General features: G+C 72.3%; 16 protein-coding genes. 6 read left to right on the top strand and 10 right to left on the bottom strand.

Annotation, left to right across the window (positions count from 1 at the left end; all coding sequences use genetic code 11):
* Nucleotides 1–23: 23 nt before the first annotated feature.
* Complete coding sequence (locus tag AB0D01_RS13530) at nucleotides 24–1,820, top strand: thiopeptide-type bacteriocin biosynthesis protein (protein ID WP_363055294.1); 1,797 nt, start codon at nucleotides 24–26, stop codon at nucleotides 1,818–1,820.
* Between the two features lie 486 nt (nucleotides 1,821–2,306).
* The gene (locus AB0D01_RS13535; RefSeq protein WP_363055295.1) at nucleotides 2,307–3,176 is read left to right on the top strand and encodes a SigB/SigF/SigG family RNA polymerase sigma factor; all 870 of its coding nucleotides are present in this window, start codon (nucleotides 2,307–2,309) and stop codon (nucleotides 3,174–3,176) included.
* Nucleotides 3,177–3,248: 72 nt separating this feature from the next.
* On the opposite strand, the gene AB0D01_RS13540 is transcribed toward AB0D01_RS13535, so the two are convergent.
* Entirely contained in the window at nucleotides 3,249–3,707 is a 459-nt protein-coding gene (locus tag AB0D01_RS13540) for an ATP-binding protein (RefSeq protein ID WP_363055296.1), read from the bottom strand.
* 58 nt (nucleotides 3,708–3,765) lie between these two features.
* Nucleotides 3,766–4,164, bottom strand: a complete 399-nt coding sequence (locus tag AB0D01_RS13545) for an STAS domain-containing protein (protein ID WP_363055297.1) — start codon at nucleotides 4,162–4,164, stop codon at nucleotides 3,766–3,768.
* A gap of 267 nt (nucleotides 4,165–4,431) precedes the next feature.
* Between AB0D01_RS13545 and AB0D01_RS13550 the strand changes: the two genes are divergently transcribed.
* Nucleotides 4,432–4,950, top strand: a complete 519-nt coding sequence (locus tag AB0D01_RS13550; RefSeq protein WP_363055298.1) for a DUF6328 family protein — start codon at nucleotides 4,432–4,434, stop codon at nucleotides 4,948–4,950.
* Between the two features lie 159 nt (nucleotides 4,951–5,109).
* On the opposite strand, the gene AB0D01_RS13555 is transcribed toward AB0D01_RS13550, so the two are convergent.
* From AB0D01_RS13555 to AB0D01_RS13565, 3 genes are all read right to left on the bottom strand, one after another.
* Nucleotides 5,110–5,283: a CsbD family protein gene (locus AB0D01_RS13555; protein WP_363055397.1), complete on the bottom strand. Its 174-nt coding sequence runs from the start codon at nucleotides 5,281–5,283 to the stop codon at nucleotides 5,110–5,112.
* Nucleotides 5,284–5,398: 115 nt separating this feature from the next.
* The gene (locus tag AB0D01_RS13560; protein WP_363055299.1) at nucleotides 5,399–5,650 is read right to left on the bottom strand and encodes an EF-hand domain-containing protein; all 252 of its coding nucleotides are present in this window, start codon (nucleotides 5,648–5,650) and stop codon (nucleotides 5,399–5,401) included.
* A 206-nt stretch (nucleotides 5,651–5,856) separates the two neighbouring features.
* The gene (locus tag AB0D01_RS13565; protein WP_363055300.1) at nucleotides 5,857–7,338 is read right to left on the bottom strand and encodes an amino acid permease; all 1,482 of its coding nucleotides are present in this window, start codon (nucleotides 7,336–7,338) and stop codon (nucleotides 5,857–5,859) included.
* A 595-nt stretch (nucleotides 7,339–7,933) separates the two neighbouring features.
* On the opposite strand from AB0D01_RS13565, the gene AB0D01_RS13570 reads away from it, so the two are divergent.
* A complete protein-coding gene (locus AB0D01_RS13570; protein WP_363055301.1) occupies nucleotides 7,934–8,941 on the top strand; it encodes a LacI family DNA-binding transcriptional regulator in 1,008 nt (335 codons plus the stop codon).
* A 445-nt stretch (nucleotides 8,942–9,386) separates the two neighbouring features.
* On the opposite strand, the gene AB0D01_RS13575 is transcribed toward AB0D01_RS13570, so the two are convergent.
* Nucleotides 9,387–10,340, bottom strand: coding sequence for an alpha/beta hydrolase (locus AB0D01_RS13575; protein WP_363055302.1), 954 nt, complete (start codon nucleotides 10,338–10,340; stop codon nucleotides 9,387–9,389).
* A 539-nt stretch (nucleotides 10,341–10,879) separates the two neighbouring features.
* Between AB0D01_RS13575 and AB0D01_RS13580 the strand changes: the two genes are divergently transcribed.
* Together AB0D01_RS13580 and AB0D01_RS13585 are read left to right on the top strand one after the other, a co-directional pair.
* On the top strand, nucleotides 10,880–11,821 hold the full coding sequence (locus AB0D01_RS13580; protein WP_363055303.1) for an NAD-dependent epimerase/dehydratase family protein: 942 nt from the start codon (nucleotides 10,880–10,882) through the stop codon (nucleotides 11,819–11,821).
* 20 nt (nucleotides 11,822–11,841) lie between these two features.
* A complete protein-coding gene (locus AB0D01_RS13585; protein ID WP_363055398.1) occupies nucleotides 11,842–15,456 on the top strand; it encodes an aminotransferase class I/II-fold pyridoxal phosphate-dependent enzyme in 3,615 nt (1,204 codons plus the stop codon).
* Nucleotides 15,457–15,540: 84 nt separating this feature from the next.
* Here AB0D01_RS13585 and AB0D01_RS13590 read toward each other — a convergent pair whose 3' ends face one another.
* From AB0D01_RS13590 to AB0D01_RS13605, 4 genes are all read right to left on the bottom strand, one after another.
* On the bottom strand, nucleotides 15,541–16,122 hold the full coding sequence (locus AB0D01_RS13590; RefSeq protein ID WP_363055304.1) for a toxin: 582 nt from the start codon (nucleotides 16,120–16,122) through the stop codon (nucleotides 15,541–15,543).
* On the bottom strand, nucleotides 16,119–16,625 hold the full coding sequence (locus AB0D01_RS13595) for a helix-turn-helix domain-containing protein (RefSeq protein ID WP_363055305.1): 507 nt from the start codon (nucleotides 16,623–16,625) through the stop codon (nucleotides 16,119–16,121). Before AB0D01_RS13595 ends, AB0D01_RS13590 begins: the two co-directional genes overlap by 4 nt.
* A 415-nt stretch (nucleotides 16,626–17,040) precedes the next feature.
* Nucleotides 17,041–18,195, bottom strand: coding sequence for an MAB_1171c family putative transporter (locus tag AB0D01_RS13600; protein ID WP_363055306.1), 1,155 nt, complete (start codon nucleotides 18,193–18,195; stop codon nucleotides 17,041–17,043).
* A gap of 65 nt (nucleotides 18,196–18,260) precedes the next feature.
* Nucleotides 18,261–18,989 carry a WHG domain-containing protein gene (locus AB0D01_RS13605; RefSeq protein WP_363055307.1) on the bottom strand — a complete coding sequence of 243 codons (729 nt, stop codon included), beginning with the start codon at nucleotides 18,987–18,989 and terminating at the stop codon, nucleotides 18,261–18,263.
* Nucleotides 18,990–19,110 lie beyond the last annotated feature (121 nt).

Genomic DNA, 19,110 nt, shown 5'->3' on the forward strand with positions numbered 1-19,110 from the left:
CCCCGACGCATCGAGGACCGCACGTGACGACGACCAACGCCGCTACCGACGCCGCGCCCGCCGCCGCGTCCGGCCCCACCGGCCCCAGCACCACAGCCGGCGCCACCACCACCGGGGCCACCACCGAAGCCGACGCCTGGCACAGCCTCCACCTCTTCCTGCACAGCGCCACCGAGGACACCGACGCCTTCCTGCTGCGCGGCGCCGCACCGCTCCTCGATGGCCTGGTCGCCGCCGGCGAGGCGTCCGACTGGTTCTTCATCCGCTACGGAGAGGACGGCCCCCACGTACGGATCCGGGTGCGCGGGCTGAGCCCGCGCGCCGCCGGGGAACTCCCGGCGCTCCTCTCCCGCGCGGCCGAGGACGTGCCCTCCGTATCCGGCCCGTGGCCCACCCGCCACGGCGAGGTCCGCGTCGTTCCCTACGAACCCGAGACGGACCGCTACGGCGGCCCCGTCGCCCTCCCCGTCGCCGAGGAGGTCTTCGCCGCCTCCAGCCGGGTCGTCCTCGACGCCCTGCGCGCCCTGCCCGAGGGCGCCGGCGGCTCCGCGCGCCTGACCCTCGCCGCCGACCTCGCCCACGCCACCGTCGACGGCCTCGGCATGGACCGGCTCACGGCCGCGCGCTGGCTGCGGGGACACGCCGCCGGCTGGCGCTGGGTCACCGAAGTGCCCCTGCTGCCGAGCGCCGCCGTCCACGCCCGCGTCAACGTCGTCTACGCCGCCCAGCGCACGGCTCTCACCGCACGCGCCGCCGATGTCCGCGAGCGCCTCGCCGACGGCACCGCCGCCCCTTGGCTGGCCCGCTGGGCGGAGGTGGTCCGAGCCGCGGACGCGCGCCTGCGCGGCCGGGGCACGGCCGCCGCCACCGCGGATGCCGCCGAGGCCCCGCCCGCGTCGACGGCCTGGATCTGGGCCTCGCAGCTCCACATGCTGTTCAACCGGTTCGGCGTGGGCCCCGACGAGGAGCGCGCCGTCTGTCGACTCGCCGCCCGGACCCTGCTGGAGACGGAGGAGCCGCCCGGCTTCTTCCCGACCGGGCACACCTCCGCGGACGTCCAGTACCTGGAGCGCAGCAAGTTCCAGACCGGCCGCAACGAGGACACCGCGGTGCGCCCCGTGGCGAACCCGGTACACCCGCCGCGCACCGCCCGCCCGGAGCTGCCGCTGCCGGCGGACGCCCTCCCGGAGGTGTCGCTGCGCGCCGCGCTCGCCGCCCGCGCCTCGGTGCGCGGCCCGCTCGGCGGCCCCCTGGACGCGGGCACCCTGGGCTCCTTGCTGTGGCACTCCCTGTCCGAGAGCGGCCGCACCGAACAGGGCCTCGCGGACGGTTCGCGGCGCACCCTGGTCCACCGCCCGTACCCGAGCGCGGGCGCCCTGTACACGGCCCGGGTGCGACTGCTGGTCCGGGACGTGGCGGGGGTCCCGGAGGGGACGTACGACTGCGTGCCGGAGAACCGCACGCTGCGTTACGTCGGCCCGGCGCCCTCCCTCCTGGAGGTCAAGGCGCTGTCCACGTACTTCACCCGGCCGGACACCGACCCCGACTGGGTCGGCGTCGACGACGCCCCGGTGTTCCTGTGCCTCTACGCGGACCTCGGCCGCCTGCGCAGCCGTTACGGTCTGCGCGCGCTGCGCATGGCCCTGCTGGAGACCGGTCACCTCGCGCAGACCGTGCTGCTGACGGCCGCCGCGCTGGGGCTGGCCGGCACCCCGTTGGGCGGGTTCCACGACGACCTGGCCCACGAGCTGCTCGGGCTGGACGACGTCGAACAGCCCCTCCAGTACGTGCTGCCGCTGGGGCGCCGTACGGCCTCCTGAACGCGCACCTGTAGGCGGCGGTAAGCCCCAACCCGGGTACGGGAAGGCGATCGGTCGAAGGCCCGGGCGGGGCCCCAGGCCGGGAGGCGGCGTCATGCCGGACGAACACGTGTAACGGGCCGGGCCGGCGGCGTACCGGAGCGTAAGCGCGCGCGTACGTCATGACCGACGGCGGACGCCAGGGCCGCGCCGGTCGCCGTCGCGGCGCTGAACGCGGTCGGGACCGACGTCCATGCGTGTCCGCACGCGACCTGGATGGGTCGACTACGGCGCATCAAAAGGGCGAAAAGGCCTTAAGTGAGTCGAAGCGCCCTGTTCCGGGTATATCCAGGTCGACAGCCACGGCGGTTCGGCCGTGTCGGAAGCGTAAAGCGCCGGACCACCCGTCGGAGGATGGGGTTGACGTCTATGTCCCGAGAAACCGCAGCGCCCGTACGCACGGTAGGTTTCGCGGACGGCCTGGATATCCCGGAGGACCCGCTCGGTGTGAGCACCGCGAGCGCGCGGACCCTCTCCGTCGCCCTGTTCCGGCGGCTGAACGAACTCACCGAGGGCACGCCCGAATACTCGTACGTGCGCAATACGCTCGTGGAACTGAATCTCAGCCTGGTGAAGTACGCGGCCCACCGGTTCCGCAATCGCAGCGATCCGCTGGAGGACATCATCCAGGTGGGCACGATCGGCCTCATCAAGGCCATCAACCGTTACGACGTCGAGCGCGGAGTGGAATTCGCGACCTTCGCGTTGCCCACGGTCACCGGCGAGATCAAACGATTCTTCCGTGACAGCACCTGGTCGGTGAAGGTGCCCCGGCGCCTCCAGGAACTGCGCCTCGACATCGCGAAGGCCCACGACGTCCTGGAGCAACGCCTCGGCCGCCACCCCACCGACCTGGAACTCGCCGAACACCTCGGCATCACCGAGGGCGAGGTGAACGAAGGCCGCCGCGCCGCCAACGGCTACACGGCCGGATCCCTGGACGCGCCGGCCGGCGAGGAGTCCGAGGGGACGACGTTGATGCGCTCGCTCGGCGTCGAGGAGACGGCGTACGACCGGATCGAGTGCATGGAGGCGCTGAAGCCGCTGATCGCGGGCCTCGGCGGGCGCGACCGGCGGATCCTCTCCCTGCGCTTCGGCGACGAACTCACCCAGGGCGAGATCGGCAGCCGGCTCGGCATCTCACAGATGCACGTGTCCCGTCTGCTCGCCCGCATCATGGAGACCCTGCGCGCCGGCCTGCTGGAGGACCCTGACCCCGACGACCCGGCGGAGGGCGGCAACGTCGACGAGGACCAGGCTGCGCCGGGGTGCGGGCGCAACGCTCCCGCCGCGTCGCGCCGCGAAGGCCGCCGATAACGCGAGTAACCACACGGCGGCGGCCCCCCACCCGTGACGCATACGAGGGAGCCGGTAGAGCGCGAGTGCGTTCTACCGGCTCCCTCGCTGGGGTCGCGGAGCGAGCACCTCCAGCCAGACGCATTTCCCGTCGTCGCCCATGGGCTCCGAGCCCCAGCTGTGTGCCAGCCGCTGCACGATGACGAGTCCATGCCCACCCGGCCGCGCCGGATCGGGCCAGGGCTTGGGCACGGGGGGATGCGGGCTGTGATCGGTGACCTCGATGCGCAGGCCGTCCGGGGTGCGCCGCAATCGGAGCGACCGGGGCCCTCCACCGTGCAGGCGGGCGTTGGCCACCACCTCGGACACGAGGAGGAGTACGTCCTCGGCCTCGGCGGTGTCGGCTTCGGATTCGGCGGCGTCCGGTGGCGGGGCGGGCCACTCCCAGGCGACGAGTGCCCGCCTGGTGAAGTCGCGGCAGTGGCTGACGACGTCCTTCGTGTCGTTCAGCAGCAGGTGCCGGCTCCCCTCGGGTGACCGGCGCTCCTCCATCGCGACTCCTCCGTCCGACTCCGATGCCCCGACTGCCCGCTCGTCCTACCGTGCCGCGTTAGCCATGCGGACCGCTGCGATCGTCGCGACCGACCTCCGCCTGCCCGGCCAGCGCGTGCGCGACGTCCGGGTACACGTCGAAGACCGTGTCCGCCCCCGTGATCCGGAACATCCGCTCCACCGGGCGCCGGAGTCCGACCAGGGCGACGGCGCCGCCGTTCTCCCGTGCGGTGAGGCGTCCGTGCAGGACGGCGTTGAGCCCCGTGGAATCACAGAAGCTCACGCCCGAGAAGTCGATGAGCAGCCGCGCCCCGTCCGCTTCGAGCGCCGCTTCCAGCGCCTCGCGCAACGGCTCGGCCGTATCGTGGTCCAGCTCGCCGGCCAACGCGAGGACGACCGCACCCCCTTCGTGCCGTACCTCGACGGTGAACCGGTCTCCGCCAGCTGCCGAAGCCATCGGGAACCACCTCTCCATGTCCGGTGAACGGCTCCGTACGGCGCCTACCCGTACGCGGGCGGCTCATTCCGGATGCCACCGGACCCACACCTTTTCCCGAGCGGAACGGACACGAGAAGGACACCAGGATCGCACTGATCAGGGCGCCGCGCCCCGACCCGCCGGGATGCGGCCCCGTCGCAGCCTCGGTGGCCGAGCCGCATCCCGTGGAGCGCGCCTACCCGGGTTCGCGGGTTTCACCGGCCCGGATGCGGCAAGGTGCCCTTCATGGTGACCGAACCCAGGCAGGACATACCGGGGGACGGACGGGACGAGTCCCCCCAGGAACGGGCAGACCGGCAGTGGCAGGAGCTGATCCAGGAGATCCGCGTCGCTCAGACGGGCGTCCAGATCCTCTTCGGGTTCCTGCTCACCGTGGTCTTCGCCCCGACGTTCGTCGGTCTCTCGCAGACGGACAAGACGATCTACGTCATCACCGTGGTGCTGGGTTCGCTGGCCACGGGCGCGCTCATCGGGCCGGTGGCCTTCCATCGCATCGTCTCGGGGCGCCGGATCAAACCGGAGGCGGTCGCGTGGGCCTCCCGGCTCACCTTCGTCGGGTTGATCCTGCTACTGGCCACGTGTACCTCGGCCCTGTTCCTCGTCCTGCGTGTCGCGACCCACAACAGCCTGGTTCCCTGGCTGGTCGGGGGAGTGTTCGCCTGGTACCTGCTGTGCTGGTTCGTCCTCCCCGTGTGGGCCCGCATCCGCTACACCGCCGACCCACATGGGCAGGACCCGTCCTGAGGGTCCTGAGCGGCGCGGCGGCGCGAATCGCAAGGCGTCGCAAAGAGGTGCCGTCGCAAAGAGGGGCGGGGGTACCGGATCCATCCGGTACCCCCGCCCGGGACGACAGCACCATCAACGCCGTCGATGCCATCGACGCGACGAGCCGGCTCGCCCTCGCTAGTCCTTCAGGACGTCCTTGATCTTCTCCTTGGCCTGGCGGGCATCGCCCTTGGCCTGCTCGGCGCGGCCTTCGGCCGTGAGGCGTTCGTTGCCCACGGTGCGGCCCATGGCCTCCTTGGCCTTGCCCTTGACCTGTTCCTTCTTCGCGCGCATCTTCTGCTCACCCGACACGGCCATCACTCCCGTCACTCGGAATCGCTTCCTTCGATGCGCGCCTTACCGCTCCGGGCGTCCTCAAACGCCCGGAACCGGGTGAGCGTACGGCTCGACTGCACGTCGGCGGCTCCTACCAGCCGAAGCGGCGGTCCACGACGGCGGTGAACTCCTCCAGGGTCAGCAGGCGGTCCCCGTTCTGATCGGCGGCGTCGAACAGCGCCGACGACGCCTCGACGTCCCCGACGCCCCAGGCCGGGATGATGCCCTGCGCGGCCAGGGTGGGGCCCTTGGCGCGGAGGGCCTCGATGACCTCAACACGTGTAAGCGTGCCGTCGTGGTCGAGGTCGAGCGCGTCGAACAGCTTGCGGGCCTTCTCGCTCATCACGTTGTCCTGTTCCGTGGGTGGCACGTGTCGCGTCGGTCGACGCGCCGTCCTGCGGGGGAAGACGCCGGGCTTCCGCGTCGGGTTGCGCGTCCGCGTCCCCCGCACGTACGGGAACGCGCCGAGGGGCGCGCCCCGGCCGTGGTGGGCCGGGGCGCGCCCCTCGGGGAGCACGCGGACGGACGATGTCCGGGCGGTACGGCGGGTCAGGAACGACCCGCGGGCTCCAGGTCGTTCTGGCCGGCCGCCGCCGCGCGCGCCGCGATCTGCGGGTTGCGGGACTTCAGCACGGCCCAGCCGACCGCCAGGCAGACGGCCCAGCCGGCGCCCACGTACAGGGAGATGCGGCTGTCGGGGTCGATCGCGATCAGGACGGTGACCATCAGCAGGAAGGCCAGGGCGATCCAGCTGCACACCGTGCCGCCGGGCGCGGGGAAGGAGGACGCGGGCAGCTTGCCCGCGACGACCGCGCGGCGGTAGAGGATGTGGCTGACGAGGATCATCATCCAGGTCCAGATGCCCGCCGCGGTCGCGACGGAGGTCACGTAGCCGAACGCCTTCTCCGGCACCACGTAGTTCAGGACCACGCCGATGCCCATGAGGGCGGCGGACAGGGTGATGCCGAGGGCCGGGGTCTTCGTGGAGCTCAGCCGGCCGAGGGCCTTGGGGGCCTCGGAGTTGGCGGCCAGGTCGCGCAGCATGCGGCCGGTGGAGTACATGCCGGAGTTACACGAGGAAAGTGCCGCGGTGAGGACCACGAAGTTCACGATGGCCGCACCCGCCGGGATGCCGATCTTGGCGAAGGCCGCCACGAACGGGCTGACACCGGGCTGGAACTCGGTCCACTTCACGACCATGAGGATCACGCTGAGCGCGCCGACGTAGAAGACGATGATGCGCCACGGCAGGGTGTTGATCGCCTTGGGGAGGGTCTTCTCCGGGTTCTCGGACTCGCCCGCGGTGACGCCGACGAGCTCGACGGCCAGGTAGGCGAACATGACGCCCTGGAGGGTCATGAGGCTGGAGCCGACGCCCTTGGGGAAGATGCCGTCGAAGGCCCAGAGGTTGGAGACGGCGGCGGTGTCACCGGCCGCGCTGAAGCCGAAGGTGACGACGCCGATACCGATGACGATCATGCCGATCAGGGCCGTGACCTTGACCATCGAGAACCAGAACTCGATCTCGCCGAAGATCTTCACCGAGATGAGGTTGGCGACGAACAGCACCACCAGGAAGACCAGGGCGGTGACCCATTGGGGCACGTCTGGGAACCAGTAGTGCACGTAGATGGCCGCGGCGGTCAGCTCGGCCATGCCGGTGACCACCCACATGAGCCAGTACGTCCAGCCGGTCACGAACCCGAAGAACGGGCCGAGGAACTCGCGTGCGTACTCCGCGAACGAGCCCGAGACGGGGCGGTACAGCAGCAGTTCGCCGAGCGCCCGCATGATGAAGAAGACGATGACGCCGGCGAGGGCGTACATGAGGATGAGGCTGGGGCCGGCCTTCGCGATGTTCGCGCCCGCGCCCAGGAAGAGGCCGACGCCGATGGCGCCGCCGATGGCGATCATCTGGACCTGACGGCTGCCGAGCCCGCGCTCGTAGCCCTCCTCGGGAGCGTTCGGCGTGTTGCCGGCCCCGGTCGCGTCGTCGTCGCCGAAGTTCTTTTCGACCTGCGTAGAGGTCATGCTGTGGTGCGCCTTTCCGCTCCATGCCGTGCCGCGCGCCTTGCTCGGCCGCGGACGGATTCCGATCCCCCGGATGGTGATGGAGTTGCATGCCGGCGGTCGGCCGGCTCCAGCGCCCCTGCGTGGACTTGGGTGGTGTCCGGCAGGCGGTCGTGAAGATTTACCACGCGGTCGGACGGCCGTCCGTGGTGAACATCACGGGCATTTCGCCTATTCGGCTGTGACCAGGTCCAAAGGCCCTTGTGCGGTGATGGGATCGTTATCCGGATCTGAGCATCCGCTGAGCGAACACGAAGTGACGTCGAGGCAACGCGTGTCACCGTGCGTACGCTCAGTGGAGGTCGAGATTACTCAGGGTGGCGATAGGGTGAGTCGTGGCGCCGGGTGGTGGCCTCCGGGCGGGGGCTTCGGGTGGGTGTCGGAGACGGAGCCTTCTGTGATTGCGTCGGCCCGTGGCGCGGGTCTAGAGGTGTCGCGTCAACAGACGGCGGTGGTCGCCGTTCGGAGGGGTGAACGGCCTCCCGATCCCATTCCTAACTCGTGTAACCTCGCCGGCAGCGTACACACGGGGCTACCGAGAGCGATGAAGCGTGCCATGGCCAAAGACACCTCACCCGCCGCGTCGATCACCAGCGCGGACGTCGCGCGGCTGGCCGGGGTATCGCGCGCGACCGTTTCCTTCGTGCTCAACGACACCCAGGGTCATCGGGTGAGCGAGTCCACGCGGGCGCGCGTCCTGGCCGCCGCCGACCAGCTCGGCTACGTACCGAACGCCACCGCCCGATCCCTTCGCGCCGGTCGCAGCAACCTCGTCCTCATGCCCGCTTCCGTCTCGGCGCTCGGTCGGCTGGTCAGCGACTGGGTGGACGAAGTCCAGAGCGCGCTGGAGCGGCACGGGTACACCACGGTCATGCATGCCGGACGCTTCACCGACCCCGTCGAGGCCGCCCGTGCATGGGCCGAACTGCGCCCCGTCGCCGTACTCGCCCTCGACGGCGACCGCGTCACGGCCCAGGCCGCGCAGGTGCTGCGCAGGGCCGGTGTGCGCGGCCTGCTCGCCTTCGCCTCCCAGCCGGTCGACGGCTTCCACACCGTCCGCTTCGACCACTCGGACATCGGCTCGGTCGCCGTCGAACACCTCATCCGCCAGGGCCGCACCAGGATCGGCGTCGTGATGCCCGTGGAGCGCGGGCTGAACGCCTTCGCCGCGCCCCGTCTCGCCGGCGCCGAATGGGCCGCCGCGCGGCACATGGCCAAGATCACCCCGGTGGAGGTCGTGTACACCCGCGAGTCCGCCACGGGATTCGCCCGGAACTGGGCGCGCATGGGCCTGGACTCCGTCTTCGCCTACAACGACGAGTACGCGACCCTGCTGATGCACGCGCTGCGCACGGAGGGCTACGTCATTCCGCGCGACGCCGCCATCGTCGGCTGCGACGACCTGCTGCTGTCCGCACTCCAGGAGCCCCCGCTGAGCACGATCACCCTGGACCTGCCGTCGGCGGCCATCGTCGCGGACGCGTTGCACGAGTTGATCGAGTCCGGACGCACGGCCGAGGTGCGCGGCATCTGGCCGGCCCTCCTCCAGCGGGAGTCCTCCTGACCCCGCCGACGCGATGACCCGCGAGCCGGCCGCACCCGGCGCGTGCGCGGCGGGAAGGGCTGTGGTCGACCTGGACCAAGGGATCGACCGGGCGCGGCCGGTCCACCGGATGCTTCGGTAACTGCACGACCGGCGGGTTCACGCCGTAGTCGGTGACCGGGGAGCTGCGCACCGCCCCCTTGTTCACGTGTAAGCAGCGGGAGCGGGGTGCCCAGGGCACGACCGTGCCCTGTGGGCCGGCGAACCGGTCGAGGGACGAGGTGACGGCGGCGGGTGGCATGGCGTGCGGCCCGGCGGACCGGTGCGGTCGCCGTTCGTCGACGCCCTGAACACCGGGTCCGCGGGGGCCGGACGAACGGCCGTCGCAGAAGCGGCCGCCGCCGGGACCGGAGGCCGGGCCGCGAGTGGCGTGCCGTGGGTTACACGCGTGCGCGGTGGGCCTTGCTCACGGCGTCCCGACCACCAGGTGGCGGGCGAGGAACTCCACGCTGTCCGCGACGATCGAGGCGACGTCCCCGGCGCCGAGGAAGATGTGGTCGGCGTTCTCCACCGGCTGGAGGTAACACGTGCCACCGGCGGCCGTCAGGGCCGCGTCGAGCGCCTCGCTCTGGCTGTAGGGCACCAGTCCGTCCTGCCGCCCGTGGACCAGGAGGAACGGCGGGGGAGTCGCGCCCCCGGCGGCGGCGTACGTGACCGGGCTCGCCGCCCGGGCCAGCGCCGGGCGTTCCTCGGGGGTGCCGCCGAGGAGGGCCTCGTACGGGTCGGGGAACTCGACGCCCGGGGGCATCAGCGGCATGGGGTGGTCGCGGAGGGCGACCAGGTCCGAGACGCCGTACCAGTCGACGACCGCCCGGACCGAGGTGTCGCCCCCGCCGACGCCCTCGGCCCCCTCCAGCTCGGCGGCGTCCGGCGTGTGCGGGCCGGTCAGGCCGGCCAGCGCCGCCAGGTGGCCCCCCGCGGACTCGCCCCAGACGGCGATCCGGTCCGGGTCGATGTCGAAGGCCCCGGCGAACCTGCGGACGTAGCGGATGGCCGCCTTCACGTCGTGCAGCTGGGCGGGGAAAGGGGCTTCGAGGCTGTGGCGGTAGTCGATGGAGACGAGCGCCAGTCCGGCGGTGAGGACGGTGCCGTGCAGCAGCTCGGCGGGGACGGTCGGCGGCGGGTAGCGGCGGTCGCCCTCCAGCCAGCCGCCCCCGTGGATCCAGACGACGACCGGCCACGGGCCGGGGCCGGCCGGCACCTGGACGTCCAGGAGTCGGGGGCGGTAGCCGGGTCGGGTCGCGTAGGTGACGCCGTCGAAGCGGCGGATCCCGCTGTCGGTCACCACGGGTGCCACGGGAGCCTGGAAGGGGGGCGGCGGCCAGGTCGGGTCGAGCTCGACCGGGGGCGATGACGTCATTGCGGCCCTTTCGCGGGGGAGCGGATCGGCGGGTGCTCCGAGTCTTGTGATTCGGGTCGGGAGCACTCGCGTCCGGCAGCGTGTCATGCGTTAGTTACACGTGTAACAACAACTGTAGTGACCGCCATCCCGAGCGGGCAAGAGGGATGTGCGATACGGCCGTGTGTTCGTTACACGTGATACCTAGGGTCTGCCCCGTAGCTTCGTGCCTTCGCTTCGTGCCCCTGCTTCGATGCCCCGCCCGCGCACGCCCGCGCACGCCCGCGCACGCCCGCGTCCGGCCCCTACCCCGCCCCGTGCGGGATCCGACGGCAGTCCGGGCCGGGATGTCGAGGGTGGCGGGCGGCGGGCACCCCGAGCGTGCCACCGGCGGCCCGGCAGCACCGGAAAGGAGCCGAATCGGCGGCGGTCCCTTCGCACACGCGCCACCCGACTCCCCTCCGCCCGGCCCCACTTGCCCCGCCCCACCCCTGTGCGGGCATACGGTGATCGGCCATACGCCCCACGGGGGCGACGAGGGTCCGCGCTAGTGTGCGTACGTGAGCTTCCACGTCGTCATTGGGTTCGGACCCGCCGGTGCCGCCACCGCCCGGCTGTTGACCGAACAAGGCCATTCCGTACGCGTCATCACCGCCTCGGGCCGCCCCCCGGAGCCTGGGATCGAGCACGTCGCGCTCGACGCGTCGAACCGCGAGGCGCTGATCGAGGCCACGCGCGGCGCGGTCGCCCTCCACAGCTGCGCCGCCCCGCCCTACCCCCGTTGGGCGAACGACTGGCCCCCGCTGGCCGCTTCGCTGTGCGCGGCGGCCGAGGAGACCGGTGCCGTGCTGGTCCTGCTCGGCAACCTCTACGGCTACGGCCCCGTGGCCCGCCCCCTCACCGAGGACCTCCCGCTCGCCGCGGCCGGCCCCAAGGGACGCGTCCGCGCCGCCGTTTGGGAGCAGGCGCGCGCCCTCCACGAGCAGGGCCGCATCAAGGCGGTCGAGGTGCGGGCCTCCGACTTCTTCGGGCCGGGCGTCACCGACGGCGGCCACCTGGCGGGCCGGGTCATGCCCCCGCTGCTGCGCGGCAAGCCGGTCGCCACGCTCGGGAACCCGGACGCCCCGCACAGTTGGACGTACCTCCCCGACGTGGCGCGCGCACTGGTCGAGGTCGCGGGTGACGAGCGGGCCTGGGGGCGTGCGTGGCACGTGCCGACGGAGCCGGCGCGTTCCGTCCGGGAGATGGTCGACCTCCTCGCCGCGCAGGCCGGTTCGGGCCCGGTCGCGGTGCGCCGGATCCCGCCGGCCGTGTTCGCGGTGGCGGCCCTGTTCACGCCGATGCTCCGCGAACTCAATGAGGTCCGCTACCAGTTCGACCGGCCCTTCATCGTCGACGCGAGCGCCTACGAGGCGACGTTCGCCGTACGCGCCACGCCCCTCGACGAGCAGGTCAAGGTGACCGTGGACTGGTGGCGCGAGCGAGCGGCAACAGCGGGGTGACACCGGTGACCGGATCGGAGGTGAGCGACGCGCGCCCCCACCGCGGCTCGCCGGGAGCGCGCCGCGACGACATCGCGATCGTCGGCGTGGCCTGCCGCTTTCCCGGGGCCCGGGACGTGAACGAGTACTGGCGGCTCCTGTTGGATCCGCGGCCCCAGTTCGGCGCCGTCCCGGACGCGCGCTGGCGTTCGGCGGCCTTCCTGCGCGACGACTTCCGCGACACGGAGTCGACGTACACGGACACCATGGCGCTGCTGCCGGACGTGGACCGGTTCGACGCCGCGCACTATGGCATCCCGCCCCGGCGGGCCAAGGCGATGGATCCGCAGCACCGGCTCCTGATCGACCTCGCCCGGGAGGCCGTCCAGGACGCGGGGTGGGAGGCGGACGGCTTCGACCGTGAGGAGACCTCGGTCATCACCGCGCTGACCGAGAGCGGCTACCGCGAACTCAGCACCCTGCGGATACGGATGCGGCAGCTGTCCGGTGGCGAGTTCGGCTCACCGGCCACCCCCACCCACACCCCCACCCCCACCCCCGCCTGGGCCGAGGCGATCCGCTCGGTCGACGGCATGAACGGCACCTCCGTCGCGGGCCTCCTCCTCAACATGGGCCCGAACACGATCAGTTCGGTCTTCGACCTGCACGGTGAGAGCTACGCGCTGGACTCCGCCTGCTCCGGCGGACTCATGGCCGTGGCGAACGCCGTGTACGCCCTGCGCTCCGGCCGTTCGCGCATCGTGCTCGCCGGCGGCGCCCAACTGGTCCTCACCCCCGACCTGTTGGTGGGCCTGTGTCGGATCGGTGCCATATCGCGCAGCGGCAGGTGCCTGCCCTTCGGCGCCGGGGCCGACGGCTTCGTCCTCGGAGAGGGCGCCGGCGTACTGGTGCTGCGGCCCCTCGCGGACGCGGTGGCGGCGGGCGATCGCGTCCACGCGGTGATCCGGGGCGTGGGCACGGCCAACGACGGAACCGTCCAGGGCGGCATGCACCCCCAAGCGTCCGGCCAACTGCGCGCCCTGCGCCGGGCCTACCGGGACGCCGACCTGCCCCCGGGCGCCGTCGGCTACCTGGAGGCGCACGGAACCGGGACGACGGTCGGCGATCCCGTCGAGCTCGACGTGCTGCGCGAACTGCGCGGCGAGGATCCCGCCCCCGCCCACCTCGGCGCCGTCAAGGCCGTGGTCGGGCACTCCCTCAACTCCGCCGGCATCGCCGGGCTCATCAAGTCCGTGCTGGCCGTGCAGCGCGGGGTGATCCCACCGCAACCGGGGTTCGAACCGCTGGACCGCCGAGGCCTCGACGCCGCGCGGCTGACCGTCGCCACGACGCCGACACCGTGGTCCGGCGACGGGCGGCCCCGCCGGGCGGGAGTCAGCGCGTTCGGGTTCGGCGGTACGGGGGTCCACCTGGTGCTGGAGGAGCACGCCGCGCGGCCGGCCGCCCCCACGGCCGACGCCCCCGCCCCCGAAGCGGGGCCGCGGCTCCTCCTGCTGACCGCCCGCGACCGGGCCGGTCTGGCCCGGCACGCCCGCGCGGTCGCCCGGACCATCGCCGACGAGCGGCTCGCGCCGGACGTCGTGGCGAGCACCCTGGCCCGTCGGGAGCCGCTCCCCGAGCGCCTCGCCGTGGTCGTACGCGACACCGCCGACGCCGTCGCCGGGCTGACCGAAGCGGCCGAAGCCCTGGCGGCGGGCGGTACGGGAGACCTCGGCCCGGGGCTGACGGCAGGCACTGCGGGCACGGCAGGCACCGCGGGCACCGCAGGCACGGAGCGCGCCCGTACGTCGACCGGCGGCCGGCGCGCCCGGCCGGTGGAGCTCGTCCTCCCGGCGCCCGGGTCGCTGCCGGAACCGGAGCACACCGCCGTCCTGGCCGACCTCGCGCGGCGCGCCGTGACCGAGCCGGACGTCCGGCTGATGGCCGGGCGTACGCCGCCGTGCACCCTGCCGCCGAGTCCGCTGGCCCCGCGCCGCCACTGGATCGTGGACGAGGCGGCCCGCGCGCCGGCCGAGCCGGACCCCCCGGTCGCGCCCCACGACAGCGACCACGAACCCGAGGCCGAACCCGAGGCCGAACCCCAAGCCGAGCCCGCAGCCGAGGCCACGGCGCCCCCGACCTCGGCCGCGTCCGTCGTGCGCGAGGAGGTCTCGCGGGTCGGCGTCTTCCCGCTCCCCGAGGTGAGCGGGCGGATGACGCTGGTGGGTGACCTGGGCTTCGACTCGCTGATGTTGCAGGAGTTGGAGGTCAACATCGCCCGACGGGTCCCCGGCTTCCGGACCGACGAGCTGTACGCGCCAGCCCTCACCGTCGGCCGGCTGATCACACTTGTCGACCCGGACCACGCCCCACTACCCCCACCACCCCCATCGCCCACGCCCCCCGCCGCCGAACCCCCGCGTCCGGACGCGCCGGCCGAGTGGACGGCCGACACCGCGCACGTCGACGACTTCCCCGAAGTCGCGCGATTCGAGGGGCGGTTGGGCGCCATCGTCGAGAGCGGCGCGGACTTCCCGTACTTCCGTGTCCACGAGGGCACCGTCCGCGACACCACGGTGATCGGCGGACGTACGTACCTGTCCTTCGGGAGCTACAACTACCTCGGCCTCTCCGGCCACCCGGCGGTCAACGAGGCCGTCCACCGGGCGGTGGACCGGTACGGCACCTCCGTCTCCGCGAGCCGGGCGCTGTCGGGGGAACGTGACCTGACGGTCCGTCTGGAGCGGGCGCTCGCCGACTTCCTCGGCGTCGGGGACTGCCTGACGCTGGTGAGCGGGCACGCCACCAACGTCACCGCGATCGGCCACCTCGTCGGCGCGGGCGACCTGGTCCTGCACGATTCGCTCGCGCACGACAGCATCCTCCAGGGCTGCGCCCTGTCCGGAGCCGCGCGCCGACCGTTCCCGCACAACGACCCGGGGCGGCTGGAACATCTGCTCAGGCTGAACCGTTCCCGGTTCCGACGGGTCCTGATCGCCGTCGAGGGCGCGTACAGCATGGACGGCGACCTGGTGGACCTGCCCGCCGTGATCGACCTGAAGAAACGATACGGCGCCCTGCTGATGGTCGACGAGGCGCACAGCATCGGCACCGTCGGCGCGACCGGTCGGGGCGTCGGGGAGTTCTTCGGGGTCGACCGGCGCGACGTGGACGTGTGGATGGGCACCCTCTCCAAGGCCTTCGCCGGCTGCGGCGGCTACCTCGCCGGCTCACCCCGCATGGTGCGCTGGCTGAGGCACACCCTGCCCGGCTTCGTGTACAGCGTCGGTCTGACCCCGGCCAACGCGGCAGCGGCGCTCGCCGCCACCGAGCTGATCGTCGCGGAGCCGCAGCGGGTACGGACGCTCGCCCGCAACGCCCGGCTCTTCCGCGACCTGGCCGCCTCGGCCGGCCTGGCGACGGGGTCCAGCGCCGACTCCCCGATCGTGCCGTGCCTGCTCGGCGACTCGGCGAGGACGCTGCGCGTCGCGGACGGACTCTTCCGGCGGGGCGTCGTCGCCGATCCGATCTTCCATCCGGCCGTCGAGGAAGGGCAGTCGAGGCTACGCTTCTTCCTCACCAGCGACCACCGCGAGGAGGACGTCCGCCGCGCGGTGTCGATCCTGGCGCAGGAGGTTGCGGCGGCGGGGCGGTAGGCGAGCGTCGACCCCTCAGAGACGGGCGGTCCCGCCTCCACGGATGACCCGCCCCGACGGTCGCCCCCGCCCCGCCGCCGCACCTCAGATCAGCGTGCGTTCGATGCGGCTGAGCAGGGCGTTCTTGCCCGCGTCGCCGCCCGCTCCGTCCTTCGGTGCGGCCGGTGGTTCGTCCGGTTCCGGCTCGGGGTGGCCCACCGCCTGCGAGAGCAGGTAGGCGATGATCTCGGCCTCCTGCTCCTGGACGTCGTCGTACGTCGCGCGCAGGAGCATGTCGCGGACGATGTCGGGGTCGAGGTTCGGGAAGAGGAGGCGGGCGGTCGCCTCGTCGAGCCCGCCGGCGCCCCGGTGGCAGCAGATGATGTGTCCCAGCTCGTGCAAGATGATGTGCTCCTGATGCGCGCTGGTGGTGTTGGCGTCGTAGAAGATCAGGTCCTCGTCGCGGGCGGCGACCCACATGCCGCACGGATGCGACGAGGGCATCTGCATCGGGACCAGGATGATCGGCCGGCCGCGCACCTCGCCGAGGTGGCGGCACAACTCGGCGAGGTCGGTCACTTCCGGCAGGTCGAGCGCGGCGATCCGCTGGGCCCCGGCCTTGCGGAGCTTCTTGAGTCGGCTGCGGCGGTCGTGATCGGCCGAACGCTCCCTCCTCATGCCCCTCATCGGGAAGCGGAGGGGCCGGAGGCGGGATCGGTTCCGGTATCGGGCCCGGCGCCAGGTCCGGCATCGGGACCCGCGGCCGGATCGGTCACGGGCGGGAGACCCTGCAACTGCCGGTACTGGTCCATGATGGCCGTGATGGCCTGGAGGTTCTCCTTCTTCATCCCCGCCGCTCGCATGGCGATGGCGCGGACCCCGGACTGGCGCAGCGCCTCGACCGCGGCGAGTTCGCTGAGCACCGATTCGGCGACGGCGTCATCGAAGAAGTACGCGACCGACACCCCGAAGAACCGTGCCAGGGCGGCCAGCAGGTCGGGCGAGGGGTTGGAGCGCTTGCCCGTCCGCAACTGCGACAGGTACACGCCACCGACCTTGAGTTCGGGGTTGGCCCGTTTGAGCTCCTCCGCGACCTCGGCGTTGGTCCAGTGCCTGCCCTTGGGGCGGACCGTCTTGAAGAGGTCGTCGAGACGTACCGCGAGCAGCGGCCGGTCGTCCGTTCCGGTCATGCTGGGTCTCCCTCCCGTCACCCCGCGGGCATAGCTGTTGGCTATACGTCAGTTTCACAGATTAGCGGACAGTTGACAATTGGCCGGGACTCCGCCACCGTTGAGCGCACCGAATAGCTGCCAGCTAACTTGGCTCACGGGGGTCGCCAAGTGGGCTGTCGGTGATGTCGGTCTGGCCCGGCCCTCGGGGGATGGGCCGGGCCAGTGCACGGGGCCGGTACGCGAGGACGGGCCGCACGAGTCCGGCGCACGCGAGACCCGGCATACGCGAGTCCGGCGCACGGGCGACCGGCATACGCGAGACCGGCACGAAAAACCCCCGTCGGTCCTCGCGCGGAGCGAGGGGACGGGGGAATCGGCGGAGACGAGAGATGCCCGCCCGGTTCGACGGGGGATGCAAACCGGGCGGGAGCTCTCAACTCGCCTTGCCGAGTTTACTGTAGGCGGCCGCCACTTGGGTGAGCCAGGCGACTTCCGCGACAAAGTTGTTCGTATCGCGGTCATCGAAGTCGCCGGCGTCCTTGTTGTCCCGGGGGATCGTGCCGCTCCGTTTGGCCGCCAGGGCCTGCTTGATCTGCGACGCCTCGGTGAAGGCCTGCCGCAGTTCCTCGCTCGCCCCTTGGTCCGGACCACCCGCCCCCGGACCGGTGCGGTCGATGTACGGGCGCAGGTCCCGCCAGCCGTCGCGTATCTCGACCACCCGCCGGTGCAGGCGGTAGTCCAGGTCCGACACCGAGGCGCCCGGCGGCTCCAGGGCGATGTCCGGGGAGGACTCGTACAGGTCCCGCCACAGCGGGTACAGCGCGCGGTACGCGCGGTACGTGCGGCTCCACTCCAGCAGCCTGCCGGCCGCCGGGCCCCAGGAGGAGTTGGTCAGGCTCAGCGACAGGATGACGATCCCCGTCGCGCTGAACACGTTGGACGCGAGCTTCCAGGCGCCGATGTCGACCCCGGCCGCCGCGGTCAGGATGTTGACCGTCCGCGCCACGCAGTACAGGAAGAGGACGACCGCGGCCACGGACAGCATCCGCAGCGCCTGCCGCAGCGAGGCGTTGTCGGTCATCCGCGCGTAGGGACCGCACTGGCGGAAGATCGTCACGCACGGGATCGCCTGGGAGACGATGAACACCAGGAGGTACGTGAGGACCAGCGGCCGGCCGCTGCCGGTGTCGAAGTCGGAGGACGGCCTTCCGGATCCGTCGGCGAGCAGGAACAGCGCCGTCAACAGCACGTTCAGGGCGATGCCGGTGATCAGCCACCAGCGCGCCTTGCGGGCCGCCTCCTCGTCCGCCGCCGCCCAGCGCAACAGGATGATCTGCGCGGCGACGCAGAACGCCACCGCCGACAGGTGCATGCAGAGGATGGCGAGGTTGGGGACGCCCAGGAAGGTCGGGCCCCCCATCGCGACGGCGCCCATCGTGAAGGTGAGGCACTGGAGCAGCAGCGTGGTGATCAGCGTGCGGTAGGCGCTGTCCCGCCAACTGCGCCGCACCTGGGACAACCGGTAGACCAGCGCGGCGTACGACGAGAGCGCCGCTATGACGAAGCAGAGGGTTCTGATGGTGTTCACGGCCTGATTTCCTACGGGTGCCGGAGTTCCGGGGTGTCGGGGTTCCGGCGGGTGCGGCGGACGGTTCAGTCGGTGGTGTCGCCGAGCGGGACGTCGAGCCCGATGCCCTCGGCCGCCACGGCGATGGCGTAGTCGAAGAACGCCGCCTCGTCGCTGACGCTGTCGTGGGTACGGCTGAAGACCTGGAACACCAGGAGGCCGATGAGGTTGCTCCACAGCACGATGCCGCGCTCGATGATGTCCGAGAACGGTGCCTCCGGCAGTCCGCCGAAGGCCTCCACGGCCGCGGGCAGGAGCAGCGGGGGACCGGGCACCGCGCGTCGCGGCGGGGTGAGTTCGCCGCCGATCAGGGCCGACCGCACGATGCCGGCGAGGACGGCGGGGGTGCGCGAGGCGGGCGGCACCGTCTCCTGCGGGGCGTGGTAGCCGGGCACGGGCGAGCCGTAGACGAGCGTGAACTCGGCGGAGTGGTCGAAGGACCACTGGCGCAGCGCGCGCGTGACCGCGAGCAGTCGGGCGCCCGCCGACGCGCCCGCGTCGGTCGCCTCCCGGTCGGCCCGCTCCATGGCGGCGCCGGAGGCGTCGTAGGCGTCGATGACCAGCGCGGTCAACAGGTCGTCGCGGTGCGGGAAGACGGCCTCCACCTCGGCGACGGCCAGTCCGCCGTCGCGGGCCACGCCCTCCAGGGTCAGGCCCGCGGCGCCCAGCTTCACCAACTGCTGCCGCGCGGTGTCCTTGACCGCCGCCGCCCGGGTCGAGTCGTCGTTCGTCGAATTCGTTTCGGAAACGTCCATGTCGGAACCGTACCCGCCACCAACTGCGGTCGCGGGTACGGGTTTGCGCGCCGGCCCTCGGCGCCGGCCGGATCCCGCCGGCGCGGCGAGCGGGTTCCGGAGCCGTGGCCGTGGCCGTGGG

Origin of the sequence: Streptomyces sp. NPDC048606, from assembly GCF_040650855.1 — a bacterium.
Taxonomy (GTDB): Bacteria; Actinomycetota; Actinomycetes; order Streptomycetales; family Streptomycetaceae; genus Streptomyces.

Bases quoted from the DNA above. Each gene is read 5' to 3' on its own strand.
- AB0D01_RS13565 (WP_363055300.1), bottom strand. From the start codon at position 7,338: ATGACCTCTACGCAGGTCGAAAAGAACTTCGGCGACGACGACGCGACC.
- AB0D01_RS13540 (WP_363055296.1), bottom strand. From the start codon at position 3,707: ATGGAGGAGCGCCGGTCACCCGAGGGGAGCCGGCACCTGCTGCTGAAC.
- AB0D01_RS13575 (WP_363055302.1), bottom strand. From the start codon at position 10,340: ATGACGTCATCGCCCCCGGTCGAGCTCGACCCGACCTGGCCGCCGCCC.
- AB0D01_RS13570 (WP_363055301.1), top strand. From the start codon at position 7,934: ATGGCCAAAGACACCTCACCCGCCGCGTCGATCACCAGCGCGGACGTC.
- AB0D01_RS13560 (WP_363055299.1), bottom strand. From the start codon at position 5,650: ATGAGCGAGAAGGCCCGCAAGCTGTTCGACGCGCTCGACCTCGACCAC.
- AB0D01_RS13595 (WP_363055305.1), bottom strand. From the start codon at position 16,625: ATGACCGGAACGGACGACCGGCCGCTGCTCGCGGTACGTCTCGACGAC.
- AB0D01_RS13590 (WP_363055304.1), bottom strand. From the start codon at position 16,122: ATGAGGGGCATGAGGAGGGAGCGTTCGGCCGATCACGACCGCCGCAGC.
- AB0D01_RS13605 (WP_363055307.1), bottom strand. From the start codon at position 18,989: ATGGACGTTTCCGAAACGAATTCGACGAACGACGACTCGACCCGGGCG.
- AB0D01_RS13550 (WP_363055298.1), top strand. From the start codon at position 4,432: ATGGTGACCGAACCCAGGCAGGACATACCGGGGGACGGACGGGACGAG.
- AB0D01_RS13545 (WP_363055297.1), bottom strand. From the start codon at position 4,164: ATGGCTTCGGCAGCTGGCGGAGACCGGTTCACCGTCGAGGTACGGCAC.